Origin of the sequence: Wolbachia endosymbiont of Frankliniella intonsa, assembly GCF_029856955.1 — a bacterium.
GTDB lineage: Bacteria > Pseudomonadota > Alphaproteobacteria > Rickettsiales > Anaplasmataceae > Wolbachia.
Map to the genome: position 1 here is coordinate 1,089,695 of NZ_CP097148.1, position 15,492 is coordinate 1,105,186.

The 15,492-nt window shown below is 34.0% G+C and carries 8 protein-coding genes and 4 pseudogenes; 9 read left to right on the top strand and 3 right to left on the bottom strand.

Annotated elements, in window-relative coordinates:
• Positions 1–104: 104 nt before the first annotated feature.
• Positions 105–3,872: an ankyrin repeat domain-containing protein gene (locus M3L71_RS06085; protein WP_280143384.1), complete on the bottom strand. Its 3,768-nt coding sequence runs from the start codon at positions 3,870–3,872 to the stop codon at positions 105–107.
• 838 nt (positions 3,873–4,710) lie between these two features.
• On the opposite strand from M3L71_RS06085, the gene M3L71_RS06090 reads away from it, so the two are divergent.
• The 6 genes from M3L71_RS06090 to M3L71_RS06115 all read left to right on the top strand — a co-directional run bounded on the left by M3L71_RS06090 (position 4,711) and on the right by M3L71_RS06115 (position 12,213).
• Complete coding sequence (locus M3L71_RS06090) at positions 4,711–7,722, top strand: hypothetical protein (protein WP_280143385.1); 3,012 nt, start codon at positions 4,711–4,713, stop codon at positions 7,720–7,722.
• Positions 7,695–9,947 (top strand): SET domain-containing protein-lysine N-methyltransferase, encoded by a 2,253-nt coding sequence (locus M3L71_RS06095; RefSeq protein WP_280143386.1) that lies wholly within the window; start codon positions 7,695–7,697, stop codon positions 9,945–9,947. Before M3L71_RS06090 ends, M3L71_RS06095 begins: the two co-directional genes overlap by 28 nt.
• Before the next feature lie 83 nt (positions 9,948–10,030).
• Positions 10,031–10,543 carry a leucine-rich repeat domain-containing protein gene (locus M3L71_RS06100; protein ID WP_280143387.1) on the top strand — a complete coding sequence of 171 codons (513 nt, stop codon included), beginning with the start codon at positions 10,031–10,033 and terminating at the stop codon, positions 10,541–10,543.
• Positions 10,544–10,622: 79 nt separating this feature from the next.
• Positions 10,623–11,024 carry a hypothetical protein gene (locus M3L71_RS06105; protein WP_280143388.1) on the top strand — a complete coding sequence of 134 codons (402 nt, stop codon included), beginning with the start codon at positions 10,623–10,625 and terminating at the stop codon, positions 11,022–11,024.
• A 32-nt stretch (positions 11,025–11,056) separates the two neighbouring features.
• A complete protein-coding gene (locus M3L71_RS06110; protein WP_280143389.1) occupies positions 11,057–11,305 on the top strand; it encodes a hypothetical protein in 249 nt (82 codons plus the stop codon).
• 44 nt (positions 11,306–11,349) lie between these two features.
• Complete coding sequence (locus M3L71_RS06115) at positions 11,350–12,213, top strand: IS4 family transposase (protein ID WP_280143390.1); 864 nt, start codon at positions 11,350–11,352, stop codon at positions 12,211–12,213.
• A gap of 80 nt (positions 12,214–12,293) precedes the next feature.
• On the opposite strand, the pseudogene M3L71_RS06120 reads toward M3L71_RS06115, so the two are convergent.
• A pseudogene (locus M3L71_RS06120) lies at positions 12,294–13,213 on the bottom strand (Rpn family recombination-promoting nuclease/putative transposase).
• A gap of 239 nt (positions 13,214–13,452) precedes the next feature.
• On the opposite strand from M3L71_RS06120, the pseudogene M3L71_RS06125 reads away from it, so the two are divergent.
• Positions 13,453–13,693: pseudogene (locus tag M3L71_RS06125) on the top strand (ATP-binding protein); the annotation flags it as partial.
• A 14-nt stretch (positions 13,694–13,707) separates the two neighbouring features.
• Here M3L71_RS06125 and M3L71_RS06130 read toward each other — a convergent pair.
• A pseudogene (locus M3L71_RS06130) lies at positions 13,708–14,708 on the bottom strand (IS630 family transposase).
• Between the two features lie 83 nt (positions 14,709–14,791).
• On the opposite strand from M3L71_RS06130, the pseudogene M3L71_RS06135 reads away from it, so the two are divergent.
• Positions 14,792–15,148, top strand: a pseudogene (locus M3L71_RS06135) (transposase); the annotation flags it as partial.
• Between the two features lie 37 nt (positions 15,149–15,185).
• A complete protein-coding gene (locus tag M3L71_RS08470) occupies positions 15,186–15,476 on the top strand; it encodes a transposase (RefSeq protein WP_410543475.1) in 291 nt (96 codons plus the stop codon).
• The last annotated feature ends 16 nt before the right edge of the window (positions 15,477–15,492 follow it).

Here is a 15,492-nt window from a genome sequence, read left to right on the forward strand (position 1 = left end):
TTTGCAAAATAACCTGCAATTATTACTTTTTTAAATAACTTGCACTTTTCAGACTCCCTTTTCTTAAAAATTCACCGTAGTATTTACCATAATTATCAATCACTTCAAATTTTTTGTCCAATCTTAACTTCTCTTTCCCTTAACTTAATGGCAGTGTAGTAGTAATACTGCTTCCTTACCTGACCTTTTTCTATCTTTAACTCATCCATACTACAGCTTGGCAAGCTTGAATAGCATAAGGAATCTTTTTGTTCTTGCGTTTGTCTTGCCAAGGCCTTATTTCTATAAAGTAGGGGTTGAAAATGATCATGGCCTCCATTTACAATATGTAAGACACTATTGTGACTATAATCTATCTTACCTGCTTTTGATCCTGAGCTATCTATTAACTGATGCAAGAACGGATCTTGTTGCTTATCAATAGTGTGCAATGGGTTACTTTCTGCAACATGCAATTTCACACCATACTTATCACAAAGTATTCTGCCCTCGATATCGGAACGTCCCCAAAATTCATTCTTTCCAATGCTATTGATATATTGGTTACACGTAATTCCACGATTTACGAACTCACCTTCAACCTCATCAAAGTCATTGCCAATTTTACTTATAAACCATTCTGGAGGATTGTCTTGTGCAAATCTCTTACACTCATTCCTTAACTGCTTTACAGTAACTTTGATTCCCTTCTGTTGTTCCAGACTTTGCCTGAATGAATCAAAAAAACAGCTTCCATTATTGATTGCGTGCCCTAAATAGAAGTCATCAGGTATGTTTGATTTTTGCTCTTTATCACCTTGTTTTTCTGCTTTTTCAGTATCTTCTTTCTCTAAATTAAAAATCCCATTCCAATTGTATCTACCTTCTAGTCCTAACCTTTTACTCTCTCTTTCTGCCTTATTAACTAAATCTATTTTAGAAATATCCTCTTTTTCTTCAGATAACCTAGATAGAGTTTTAAAGATATCTACCAGATGAGTTTTTATGTCAAAGCTCTTCTCCTTTTTAACAATACTAGATTCAATATTACGTAAATCTTGTAATAACTTATGCCTTTTAGCAATTTCCTCCTTAGAATCCCTTCTTAACTCTTCACGTTTTACCCATGAGCCCTTCTGCTTGTTGGATTCGCTTATTACTTCAGGAAGCATTAATCCACCAGATCTAGCAAAAACACCTCGGTCTATGGCTTCAATAACCGATAAACCTCCCAACAAGCAATTCTTGCCTATTTTTTCGTTATAGTTTTCTATTTTATCCAGCAGATCTTTATCATTCACCTCTACTGTTATCAAATTTTCATTTTCCTTATCAGGATATAATCTCACTTCTAACTCCCCAAAACTAGTATCGAAAGTCAGTACTATATCACTACCATCTGCAAGGTCTGTATAATTTCTTATTCCTCCTTGAGTAATAATTTCTACCTCACTTTCACCAATCTTTATTATATTTCTCCCACACCCTACTTCCTGAGTGAATCCTAAATCTCTTTCTCCATCTGTAATCTTCGCAACATCTATCGTGCTATCCTCTGAATATTCTAAATAAAAAGAGGAGTTATCCATTTTTGCATTTTTTATCCTACCATTGGTTGCACTTTTAGCAATTTCCATAAATTTTGTAGTACGATTGATATAATCTTCATAGGCTTTTACTATATTTTTTTTGTGGCCTTCAAATTCCCATTCCAGAGTATCAAATAAATCCTCAGCATCTACGCTATATAACATTGCTCCTCTTGATAACAATTTAAATAATATTTCACTAGCAATCTCAAAGTTACTGTCTAATTTGCCAATTTTGTTTACTACAAGATCCATAAAATTATATATTTCTTCTCCAGATTCATCATAAAATGACCTGGGAAGATTAAATCTTACTCCAGACTGTATAGCTTGATCTACAATTTCTGATAGTTGGTACATATTTTGAACTTTAGATGCTTTTTTAAATAATTCATCCAGCTCCATATTTTGATTTAATATTAAATTATACCATAAGCTAGATTCTGGAACATATTCTTCCATTCTACAGACCATTTTGTAAGTTACTCCTACTTCTGAAAAAAGTAATCTTCTTACTTCCGGGACGATTGCAAATTCACAAAGATTGAAAACCACTTTTAAATCTTGATCATTTTTATGTTTATGTAAAAACTTCTTGAGACCTTCAGTAAGGCCAACTGAATCACCTTGAAAGTGCAACTTATTAGATAATTCCTTTTTTAATCTTTTCTGATTGTCAGTGAAAAAGCACTCTATATATTTGTTATCATTATCAATTGCAACATCTAGAGGAGTTTTTCCCTGTTTATCAAGTATATTGAGCTTAGCCCTGCTCTCTAGAAACAAATTTATACTTTCTTTATCTAACCCAACTTTAGCAGCATAATGCAAAGGAGTTTTCCCTTGATTATCCTGCTGATTAGGATTAGCTCCTGCTTTTAGAAGAGAAGCTATACTGTTAAATCCATTAGCACAATGCAAGGGTGTCTGCCCTCTATCATTATGTATATTAGGGTCAGCTCCTGCTTTTAAAAGCAAACCCACAGCATTATCATAGTCTTTATCTTTATCAGCTACGCTTGATAATGCATGTAGTACAGTTAATCTAGACTCTCCCCTTCTGAGATTCAGAACAGTTTTTAAATCTTGATTGTCTTTGTTGTCGAGTAAAAACCTCTCAAGATTCTTAGCATAATTATTTCCTGTAGAGCTTAAAATACTTAACAATTCTTCATTTAACTTCTTTTCATTTTCACTTTTTATTAAGTTAGATCTGTGAACAAACCATATACGCATTAAGTTATCAAACGTATCTTCAGTAATATCCATTAAAGAGCAATCACGAAATGTGAAACTGCAACGTTCAAATGAAGAGCATAAATATTCTTTAATCAGTTGATACTTGTTATTGACTTGCTCTTCCTTGAACTTTTTTAGTAGCCTTTTCAAGGTTTTATCTTTTTTTGAACGTTCTTGATCAGTACTTAGTTCTGTTTCTTGCTCAGAAAAACTGTAATAACCTTTATCGAGTAATTTACCTGCTTCATTAATTTTTTCCTGGTGACAACTACCTCTATTATAACTGATTTCCTTGTGAGTAAACTTGTCTGCCTTGATCTTTACCTCACTGAGTTCATCTGAGAGTAACATTCCAGTCTGAAAACATAGAGGTTTAGACTTTAGATCATCATTTTCTTTTTGTAATCTATTCAACTCTTCAATCAAATCATGATTTTTTAATTTCTCTTGATTTACATCACCTCTCAGATATTCAACTTCTTGTAAATACTTATTATCATCTGTTAAATTCTTTATTAAATCTTCCAGCTGCTTTTCCTTCTCTTCAGACTGATCTTTTAACCTATTTATTAAAGTCTCAGCTTGATCCAAATCTTTGTTTAGCTTTTCATTTGTTATCTTCATGAAATGAATTTCATCTTTCTTATCCTTTAACTCCTCATTTAAGAGGTTAATTGTAGAATTATTAATAGAGACCTCATTTCGCAGACATCCTTCTAGTCTTTCATTTTTTTCATAGATGTTACGTGCATTTCTTTCCTGTTTCTCCATTCTAACTTCAAGCCTTTTAATTTTCCCTTCTAGGGTTTGCTTATCTTCGGTAAGCTGACTTACTTCTTCGTAATACTCTTCTTCTCTTTCCTTATAGTGTCTGTGTAACTCTACTTTTTGTTTAAGATCAAAATTTTCTTGTTGTAGATTTTCTATTGTACTTTCCGAACTATCTATTACTTGATTTTCTTCACTGCTAATCTCAAATACTTCTTCAGGCAAATCTTCAAATACACGAGAAGTAGTGTCTTCACAACCATTACTAACATGTGCTATCTGATTTGAATTAAGCATACCTATACCCCCCTACTAAAATAAACATATTCTATATTCTATATTATATATCATAATTATAATTGGTTGAAATATGAATTTTTACAGAATAGGTTTATATGCAAAACATTATGATACCATTAAAGCAATGAGTAGTCTTTTTGGAAGAATAACTTTAGTGAAAGTAACATGCTAATTAGTGTTATAAAGAATTGAATTATTTACTCCTTCAAAAAAGGTCATACATTTGCGAGAACAAGCCACGTAAAATAAGGTTATAAAAATAGAAGCTTGAAATCTTTGCAACAAAGTTATGCAAAACAGTTCGTATGTAGATATGGATGAAATGGGCTAATATGGCTAGTTTTAGCGTATAATGAAATCACCATACAAAAAAGTTCGTATGGTACAATTGGTAGACCAACCCATCCCAAAACAAACTCTTCTCTCATTAGCTGGTTTTGAGTTCTGGAAATGGTTATCTTATTAAAATTTTTAGTGAAATATGTTGCTAGATTAATATTGATAACAAAAAGAAAATTGGGGGTAAGTTAAAGCAAAAACAAAATTTAAAGATGGAATGAAGCTCTTCTACAAGCTTAGCTCAAAAACTTAAATAAAATAGCCTGAAAATAAAATGTCAAAATATGCGTAGAAATTACTTGCATTGCCGATTTTATTTATTATAATGGGTAAATATTAGGTTTTGTATATGGAGGCGGTAAGGGTTCTATGTCGCACATAGCATTTCCAATAGATTATTTAAAAAAGAGGAAATTGGCTTCAGAAGTATTGAAAGAAGTGCAATATGTAAAGCAGATGGTTTCGCAACGCAGGACTCTCCTCGTCAAACGCTCAGATGACAATTAATCCAGTTGACAGATTTGCTAAGGCTATAGGTAAAAAAAATGTAGCTCCTTTTAGGGAATTTTTAGATACAGAAGAAGGAAAAAAAATGTTTTCGACTGTATTCGAAAATAATGTTCATACTCGTATGTCCAGTATCTTAAGTGGATCAGGGGCTAAGGCACCAAAAGCTTTTAAGGATTTGTATCATCTTTGGTTTGATGATGAAGGAGAGAAGAAAGGATACCTAAAAAAATTGAAGGAAGCAGGAGTAGATCTGGCTAGCGTGTCCGGTATCTTACATGGAGCAGGGGCTAAGGCACCAAAAGCTTTTGAGGATTTGTGTGATCTTTGGTTTGATGAGAAGAAAGGATACCTAAAAAAATTGAAGGAAGCAGGAGTAGATCTGGCTAGCGTGTCCGGTATCTTACATGGAGCAGGGGCTAAGGCACCAAAAGCTTTTGAGGATTTGTGTGATCTTTGGTTTGATGAGAAGAAAGGATACCTAAAAAAATTGAAGGAAGCAGGAGTAGATCTGGCTAGCGTGTCCGGTATCTTACATGGAGCAGGGGCTAAGGCACCAAAAGCTTTTGAGGATTTGTGTGATCTTTGGTTTGATGAGAAGAAAGGATACCTAAAAAAATTGAAGGAAGCAGGAGTAGATCTTGCTAGTGTGTCCAGTATCTTAAATGGATCAGGGGCTAATGCACCAAAAGCTTTTGAGGATTTGTGTGATCTTTGGTTTGATGAGAAGAAAGAATACATAAAAAAATTGAAGGAAGCAGGAGTAGATCTGGCTCGCGTGTCCGGTATCTTACATGCAGCAGGGGCTAAGGCACCAAAAGCTTTTGAGGATTTGTGTGATCTTTGGTTTGATGAGAAGAAAGAATACCTAAAAAAATTGAAGGAAGCAGGAGTAGATCTGGCTCGCGTGTCCAGTATCTTAAGTGGATCAGGGGCTAAGGCACCAAAAGCTTTTGAGGATTTGTGTGATCTTTGGTTTGATGAGAAGAAAGAATACATAAAAAAATTGAAGGAAGCAGGAGTAGATCTGGCTCGCGTGTCCGGTATCTTACATGGAGCAGGGGCTAAGGCACCAAAAGCTTTTAAGGGTTTGTGTGATCTTTGGTTTGATGAGAAGAAAGGATACCTAAAAAAATTGAAGAAAGCAGGAGTAGATCTGGCTCGCGTGTCCAGTATCTTAAGTGGATCAGGGGCTAATGCACCAAAAGCTTTTGAGGATTTGTGTGATCTTTGGTTTGATGAGAAGAAAGAATACCTAAAAAAATTGAAGGAAGCAGGAGTAGATCTGGCTCGCGTGTCCGGTATCTTACATGGAGCAGGGGCTAAGGCACCAAAAGCTTTTGAGGATTTGTGTGATCTTTGGTTTGATGAGAAGAAAGGATACCTAAAAAAATTGAAGGAAGCAGGAGTAGATCTGGCTCGCGTGTCCGGTATCTTACATGGAGCAGGGGCTAAGGCACCAAAAGCTTTTAAGGATTTGTATGATCTTTTGCTTGATGAGAAAGGAGAGAAGAAAGAATACCTAAAAAAATTGAAGGAAGCAGGAGTAGATCTGGCTCGCGTGTCCAGTATCTTAAGTGGATCAGGGGCTAAGGCACCAAAAGCTTTTGAGGATTTGTGTGATCTTTGGTTTGATGAGAAGAAAGGATACCTAAAAAAATTGAAGGAAGCAGGAGTAGATCTGGCTCGCGTGTCCGGTATCTTACATGGAGCAGGGGCTAAGGCACCAAAAGCTTTTAAGGATTTGTATGATCTTTTGCTTGATGAGAAAGGAGAGAAGAAAGAATACCTAAAAAAATTGAAGGAAGCAGGAGTAGATCTGGCTCGCGTGTCCAGTATCTTAAGTGGAGCAGGGGCTAATGCACCAAAAGCTTTTAAGGATTTGTGTGATCTTTGGTTTGATGAGAAGAAAGAATACATAAAAAAATTGAAGGAAGCAGGAGTAGATCTTGCTAGTGTGTCCAGTATCTTAAGTGGAGCAGGGGCTAATGCACCAAAAGCTTTTAAGGATTTGTATTATCTTTGGTTTGATGAGAAGAAAGAATACATAAAAAAATTGAAGAAAGCAGGAATAGATCTGGTTACTGTTTCCAGTATCTTAAGTGGAGCAGGGGCTAAGGCAAAAGATGCTTTTAAGGATTTGTATTATCTTTGGTTTGATGATGAAGGAGGGGAGACAAAATATCTAAGAGTTCTAGAAGAACAAAGAATAGATCTGGTTACTGTGTCCAATATCTTAACTCGAGCAGCGGCTAAGGCAAAAGATGCTTTTAAGGATTTGTATCATCTTTGGTTTGATGAGGAAGAGGAGAAGACAAAGTATCTAAGAGTTCTAGAAGAACAAGGAATAGATCTGGCTAGTGTGTCCAGTATCTTACATGGAGCAGGGGCTAAGGCAAAAGATGCTTTTAAGGATTTGTATCATCTTTGGTTTGATGAGGAAGAGGAGAAGACAAAGTATCTAACAGTTCTAGAAAAACAAGGAATAGATCTGGTTACTGTTTCCAGTATCTTAAGTGGAGCAGGGGCTAAGGCACCAAAAGCTTTTGAGGATTTGTATAATCTTTTGCTTAATAAGGAAGGAGAGAGGAAAGAAGACCCAAAACATTTGGAGAAAGGAGGAAGAAGTTTTGCTAGTGTGATCAGTAACTTAGGTAAGGCAAAAGATAAAGGTTTGTCTTATAGAGAGGGAAGAGAAAATTCAGAGGAGTATAATTCTCAAGCTGAAGAACAATTATTGTTGCCAGAAAAGAATGATTTTACAATTACAGAAAGTAATCCTTTAATCGATAAGGATTCGTTGAAAAAGTATACGTTAGAAGAGTTCAAGAAAGAACTTGAGAAAGAGGGAAAAATTGAGTATAGGCCAGGTGTTGAAGCTGAAAGTAGAAGAGGCATTTATAAGAATAATGTAGAGAAAGGAGAGCCTAAAATTTTGATCGCGCAAGTTGCTGCATTGAAAGGAGAAAAGAATTGGGAGTATTTGCAAAGGATGAAATAAAAGCAGGAACTTTTTTAGGGACTTTTGCAGGAGAGAGGATGAGCCAAGATGAAAATCTGGAAAGTTTATATGTGTTCAACGTTGGTAAGAAAACCATCATAGATGGAGAGAAAAAGCGCAACTGGGCAAGTTACCTAAATCACGGATCAATAAATAACGTTAACCTTCAGCACTTTATAGAAAAATTCCAGAACAAAGGACAGGTTACGTTTTATGCAAAAGTGGATATTTCTCCCAATTCACAACTACTTTTTGATTATGGGGAAGGTTATTTTTCTAAATTAGGTAATTACAACCCCATTTACTTACATCCAACAGATAACGATCTAACACCATCACAGCGTTATAATAGTGTAAAAGATGTTTACTATGATCATGTTATTGAGCTTGATGAAAAAATTGCTCAAGGTTTAGGGTATAGTAGGGAAAAGTACTTTGTAGTACCTAAATTGTTTCAAAAAATATATAATAATGAAGATATATCAGATGATAAAACATTATCAAAGGGGTTAAATACACCAATTTATGCAGTAAAATTAAATGGAGATAAAAAATGGGAGTTTTATAGTTATGATAAACAACAACAAGCAACGTCCTTGATGCTTGCATGTTATTCAGGGAGAGAAGGTTCAGTAAAGTCTTTATTAAGAGAAAACAGTATTGATATTACGCGCAGTACGTTACATGGTGGACGTAATGCACTATTTTTTACGATTCTAAGTGATACGGACGATAAAGGTACTAAAGAGAGCATTTTAGGCTTCTTGGTTAACAAGATAAAAGATCTATATAAGAGTAATAAAGTAAATGAGTATGTAAGTGAGTTGTTATATGCTCCTGATGGTTCTGGTAAAAATCTATTTGATCATATGATGGATAAAGGTGAGTACTCATTGTATAAAGCATACTATGAGAAGAGTAGTAAACCGTGGCAAAAAAAGGTGGCAGAAGAGTATATAGCTGATCAGGGGATACTTAGTATTGTACTGAGCTTAGGTACACAAGAGCATGTGGAAGTGATAGATGCATTATTAAAGCGATTATCAGCATCTTTTACTAGAACATGCCTCAAAAATGATGTAAAGGATAAGGAAAATGTTGACTATAGGAAAGAACAGTTGAGTAAATTAAAACAGCTTACAAACCTTAGTGAAGCCATGAAGAAAGAGATGATAGAAATATTAGAGGAGAAATATGGATCATCTACTGATGAGAAAGAATTAGAAACATCAGATCAGCACAGTCAAATTGAAAAAAGGAGGAAAGTTTTCGGCCACAATCTAGCCGCTACTGATGAGAAAGAATTAGAAACATCAGATCAGCACAGTCAAATTGAAAAAAGGAGGAAAGTTTTCAGCCGCAATCTAGCCGCAAGGGAAATTTTCAGTCCTGATATAAACGAATTGAAATTACTGGAATCAACTGTAGTGAGCAAAGGGGAAACTTTTCCGAATTGGGTTGATGTAGGAAGAGATCGGTTAAAGGGCTGGGGATCTAGATCTAAAAAAATTCAGAGTATTGAGGAATATTTAGCACAATTTAAACCTGGTATTGATAAGTTTTTGGATCTATCCAATATAGGTTTGGAGGATTGTCAAGTTCAAGAATTAACTGAATTTCTAAAAGCAAACAAAAATGTGGAGATTGATTCCTTAGACTTTTCTAGTAATAACCTTAGCCCAGAAGGAGCAGTAGAGTTAATAAATGCTCTAATAGAAAGTAAGCAAGGAGCATTTTCTCTAGATTTATCTAACAATGATATAGGTTCATACGGTTCTAAATCACAAGCTATTGCCTTACTTGCTAAGCTCATTAGGAGCAATAAGATTACCCATTTAATTATCAATGATATTGGACTCATTACTCCCGATTACAGTAAAATATTTGGAGCTTTGAAAAGTAATACCAGCATAGAAAAATTAGATCTTTCTGGAAATTACGTATCTCAAGGTTTTAGCAAAAGAATTGCTAAGCAAATAGCTCGTGGTTTACATAATCATCCAAAGCTGGTTTCATTGAACCTAAGTGAAACAGGTATAACTGATAGTGTGATGGAAGATGTTGTAAAGTATTGTACAGAATCAAGTATAAAAGAACTAGATATAGGGAACAATGAAATAACTGAAGAAGGAATGGATTCATTAGTAAAGCTTGTGCAGCAGTTTAGAGAATTGGAGAGTTTGAAGTTATATGATAATTTTATAGGTGAGGGTATAAAAAGTTAGTAAATGTATTAGAAGATACCCGTATTAGTATTTTAGACCTTTCTCGCACTTCCTTACATGATGCTAAAGACGTAACAAGTGCAATGATAAAATTAGTCGATAAATCAAAAATTACTACTCTTAATCTTCTTGGTAATTCTTTAGATGAGGAAGTGATAAAAGAAATATTTATTGCTATATCAAACAAGCAAGAGAAGGTGCTTAAGGAGCTTAATTTATCACATAATTTCATAACGAATGAAATGGATGAAGATGATTTATGGAACAAGCTACATAATGGATTAGGCAGTAATAATTCTTTAGAATTCTTGAGTTTATCGGATATGGATATAACAGATAGTGGTTTAGAAAAAGTAGTTAATGCATTAAAGGGCAGTAACATTCAGGGTTTAAATATTGATAATTATGGTGGTATAGGTCAAACTACCATACAAGCGTTACCAGGGCTTTTAGAGAGTAGCAAATTACGCTTTTTAAGTATTGCTAATTGTGGTGGATATACTGTAAAACATCCTTCTTTGGAAATAAAAGGGTTATTTAATACCTTAAAAGGATCGATCTTTAATATATTTAGATATTTCAGGCTATTCTCTTAATGGGGGGTCTATTGATATTATTTCTGAGTATTTAGGTTCCAATATCGGTCTTAAGTATCTTAACCTTGCTCATAGCAAGTTGGAAGCTGGAGATTCAATAAAAAGTTTATTTCAGTCGTTAAAGAATAATAGTCAACTTCAGTACCTGGATATCAGAGGTATTCCAATAACTAATGAAGTAGCAGACGAGATAATCGAATATGTAAAAGTAGAAAACATAGTAAAGTTTTTGTATGTAAGTCAAGACCAATTATCTCCTGATAAACAAGAAGCTTTTGTAGATCTATTTTCAGAAGTTTCTGTAGTAATAGATTCTAAGCCAGTGATTCGAAAAGATGTTATCAGTTCAAAACGCAAGCTCTCTGATTTGGGTATCAATCAAGAACCATCAGCTAATCAAGATGAAAATGGTCCTCCTACAAAAAAACAGCAGGTGAGTCTAGAGCCCATAAGTGTTGAAAGTAGTATCAGAAAGGTATAAAGAACTGTTATTGCAAGAAAATGTAGGCAATAATGGATCAAATAGAAAGAGTACTAAATTTAATAAAAGATGAGGATTTAGAAAGGCTAGGAAAATTAAGTGAAGTAGATAAATGTAATACTAAATTGTTGGGCAAGATTATATTTAAAGGTCTAATGAAGTTAATATTAATGGGGCAAAAAACAAGCCCAAGAGCGCTAGAAATGGTAATAAACAGGTGTATAATGGATAAGAATAGCGATAAAAGTACAGTAACATACAGTGGTTTGTCAAAAGGTTAAAAGTTATAAATCCAGAATATTTTAAGGGAGTATATATTGATTTGATGAGCAAGATTAAAAAGCTATTACCCCAAAAAACATCAAATAACTTACATAAGTTTGATTCGACGATCATAAATTTATCGGGATATCTCATAAAAGATGGGCTAAAAATAGGCGGTAAAAGTAACGACAGTCAAGTTAAAGTGAGTGTAGGATTAAAGGATCAATTGCCTACAAGTATAAGATTTTGTAAAGGACAAGAAGAAAGTAGTGAAGATATAGCATTAGTGAGAGCCATTAATGAAGCTAAAGTTGAAAAAGAGGATATTTTATTATTTGATAGAGGAATCAGAAAAGTTGGGACTTTTGCCGAATTTGATGAAAAGGAGTACAAATTTATCACAAGAGTTAAAGTAGGAAGAAAACATGATGTTATAAGCAGGAACAAAGTTATAAGAGAACAAAAATCGGATGGATCAGAGATTTTAGAAGATATAATAGTTAATCTTTATCGTGCACGAGGTAAAGTAGCAGAAAAGCATGACCTACGTTTAATAAAAATTCGAAATAAGGCAGGAGATGAAATATGGTTTTTAACCAACTTGCTTGAAATGCTAGCTTATGAAGTAACAGAGCTATATAGGCGCAGGTGGGACATAGAGGTATTCTTTAAATTTATAAAGCAAAATCTTGGATATAAGCACTTTTTAAGCCATACTATGAATGGCATGAAAGTGTATATTTACATGATTATTATTACGGCTTTGTTATTTCTTGTTTATAAAATCAAAAATAATCTACACGGATTCAAAATAGCACTATTACAATTCACATTGGATCTTAATGATTCTTTTATACGTTCAATTGTTTTACTATCAGGAGGGAATTTACATGCCGTCAATCACCTTGTATCACGCCACTTATAGCACTTTCAACACTTATGGTCTAGAGCCTCAAAGTTATTTAAGTAATGCTTCAGTCCAAGGTCATTTGACTAAGAATAAGGTTAAATTAATTTCTTAATATCATCTAAAGAAAGTCCGGTTATTTCAGCAATAACATCAATAGATACACCGGCCTTAAGTGAGTTTTTTGCCACAGCAATTTTAGCCTGTTTTTCGCCTTCTGCTTTGCCTTTTTCATGGCCTATTTGGATGCCTTCTTGTCTACCTTCTTGTCTACCTTTTTGAGTGGCATCATCGAGTTTTTGTTCCAAGATAGCAGCTTCTTTTGTAAATCCATTACCCTTTCTTCATAAGCTACAAGATCTTTCTCATTCCAATGAAACTTATCTAACTCGTCATATGCTAGCTTTATTATTGGTGACTTTTCTGCTATTTTTCTTAAATCTTCATCCGTAGTTTCTTCTGCATATTTGAAGAAAAATAGCCAACGATCTACCACATTTTCTAGCTGCTCTTCTCTACTCTTAGGAAACTTTGGCAGCTCAATGAAGATAAATTGAAAATCTTTTAAGTCATGCTCGTTAGTTTTTTCATCTCTTATGGTATGGCTAGATATATAATCAGGCTTATCAGGAAATAAATTACAATTGGAAATAGCAATAAAGAAAACCTTCTTTAAATCAATGTACTTACCACCTTTATCAGCCTGCCTTGAGTAAGCCTTAGCAGCATAAAGTTGGGCACGTTTTTCGAAGCCTTTATCACGAGCGAGTTGCATTTCAATCACGTATCTGGCCCCAGTGGAATCTCTGCACAGAACATCAACAATACTCTGCTTATCAGAGGCAATTTCAGGGTCCATAATGGTGCTGAGGAACTCAACATCTTGAATAGCATTGACTCCAGTAAACCCCAAAATATCATTCAAAAAGTGGATAAGGATATTCTTATTTTTTTCAGTACCAAAAATTTTCTTAAATGTTAAATCAAGCTTAGGATCTAAAAATTTTGAAAGAGCCATGAGAAATTAAGATAAAAAGCATTAATAATCATACACAATTCTGAAGAAATATTCAACTAAAATTCAAATATGTTAGTCAGAGAATGATCTACTCAGAAGGACTAGCGTTTTAAGCTTTATAGGGTTTCTATACATCTTTATTACAATTATTTCTGTTTTGAAATCAGTGAAGATGCCTAATAGAGATTGATTTTTATTAACATTGAAGCTATATCTTCATCAGACTGAGAGTTGAAAATATGGCAATAATTCTTTTAGACACAAAAACTATAAATCGTATAGCAGCGGGAGAGGTAATAGAAAGGCCAGCAAAAGGAATTAGTAGAAAATGCAATAGATGCTGGAAGTTCAGAGATAGAGATCAAAATAGAAAGTGGTGGGCGTAATCTTATAACTGTAACAGACGATGGAAATGGAATAGAAAAGGAAGATTTGGAACTTGCGTTTATGCGCCACTCTACTTCAAAATTAAGCGATAGTTATACCAAAATCCATTACTGACGGAACAAATAAGAAACATTATAAACTCGTTTAATAGTAGTACTGGAAATATTGACAATAAAATTACACAAAACATCTTCAAGTAAACCTATGGTATCGTAGATACTATTGCGTAAAGTATTGTATTTGATATATTGCCACAACCTTTCAACAGGATTCAGTTCCGGTGAATAAGGAGGCAAGTATATGATGGTAATGTTTTCCTGAATTTTCAAACTTTTTGATCTATGCCAACTTGCACAATCCATTACAAGAAAGGCTTCTTTCGTGCCTAAATCTTTCGACATCTGCTCCAGAAATATATTCATACAATCAGTGTTTACATATGGAGCAAGTAGGCTAATTTTCTTACCACTTCTTGGATTTACCGCACTTTAGATATAGAAATTTTGTCTACCAATTTTCATTTTAACCTGCGTTCTGAACCCTTTTAAACCATCCGTGTCCGATTTTTGAATGAGTCCCAAATCGTGATTCATCAAAAACACCTCCCTTTTAGGGTGGAAATTGACTATTTTATTGAAGTATCTTTTAAACTCTTCTTGCTTGTTTTTATCTTGTTTATGGTGCATTGGCCTCGGTGTTATGTAAGAAAATTTCATCCTTTGTATCTCACGGTGCACTGTTGATTTGCTGATGTTTAGGCAAATTCCTCTGAGATTTTTATTTGTACTTCCTTAATAGTAATATTTGGATTTCTTTCTACCCATATTTCAATTTGCTCACGTTGATTTTTGTTTAATTTGCTTTTTCTTCTCCGCTGAAACGGGGCAAATAATTTTTCTACTCTACCAAATTTTAGATGCTTTATCCATTCAGTCAAAGCAGTCCTTGAAATTTTACATATTCTTGCCACAGCGCTTATACTACTTTCTTTTCCTGCTATCACCGCTTGTAACTTTTTTGAAACATATGCGTTATTTCTTACCTTTTTTAACATTTCTTTCGCTAAATTTACAACTCTTTCGTCTAATAGTTTTGACCTTAATGCCATTTATACCTCGCTATTTCACTTACTCTAGTATGACTTTTTCCCCATTATTCTCTATCTGTTCTTTCTATAGCGGGAATTGGTATAAGAAAATTAGCCTACTTGCTCCATATGTAAACACTGATTGTATGAATATATTTCTGGAGCAGATGTCGAAAGATTTAGGCACGAAAGAAGCCTTTCTTGTAATGGATTGTGCAAGTTGGCATAGATCAAAAAGTTTGAAAATTCAGGAAAACATTACCATCATATACTTGCCTCCTTATTCACCGGAACTGAATCCTGTTGAAAGGTTGTGGCAATATATCAAATACAATACTTTACGCAATAGTATCTACGATACCATAGGTTTACTTGAAGATGTTTTGTGTAATTTTATTGTCAATATTTCCAGTACTACTATTAAACGAGTTTGTAATGTTTCTTATTTGTTCCGTCAGTAATGGATTTTGGTATTATTTGTTCGGTCAGTAATGGATTTTGGTATTATTACCTAAATTGCCACTTGGCACAACCATAGTTATGGATAATGCTACATTTCATAAGACCACTAAAACAAAATCATTAATAGAGTCTTTTGGCTTTCATGTGCTGTATCTTCCAACATATTCACCAGATTTGAATCCCATAGAGCACTGTTGGCATACCATCAAAAGCCGCCTCAGACCTCTAATGTATAAATGTACAGACTTACAACTTTTGGTTGGTAATACCATAATGGAAATTTATCCATTCATTTTAGAAAATACTATAGTGGAAAATTTAAAGTGAGGGTAGCCAAAATAAT

What these genes read in the sequence shown, in the direction of transcription:
- M3L71_RS06085 (WP_280143384.1), bottom strand. Translation starts at nt 3,872, where the DNA reads ATGCTTAATTCAAATCAGATAGCACATGTTAGTAATGGTTGTGAAGAC.
- M3L71_RS06090 (WP_280143385.1), top strand. Translation starts at nt 4,711, where the DNA reads ATGACAATTAATCCAGTTGACAGATTTGCTAAGGCTATAGGTAAAAAA.
- M3L71_RS06100 (WP_280143387.1), top strand. Translation starts at nt 10,031, where the DNA reads ATGATAAAATTAGTCGATAAATCAAAAATTACTACTCTTAATCTTCTT.
- M3L71_RS06110 (WP_280143389.1), top strand. Translation starts at nt 11,057, where the DNA reads ATGGATCAAATAGAAAGAGTACTAAATTTAATAAAAGATGAGGATTTA.
- M3L71_RS06115 (WP_280143390.1), top strand. Translation starts at nt 11,350, where the DNA reads ATGAGCAAGATTAAAAAGCTATTACCCCAAAAAACATCAAATAACTTA.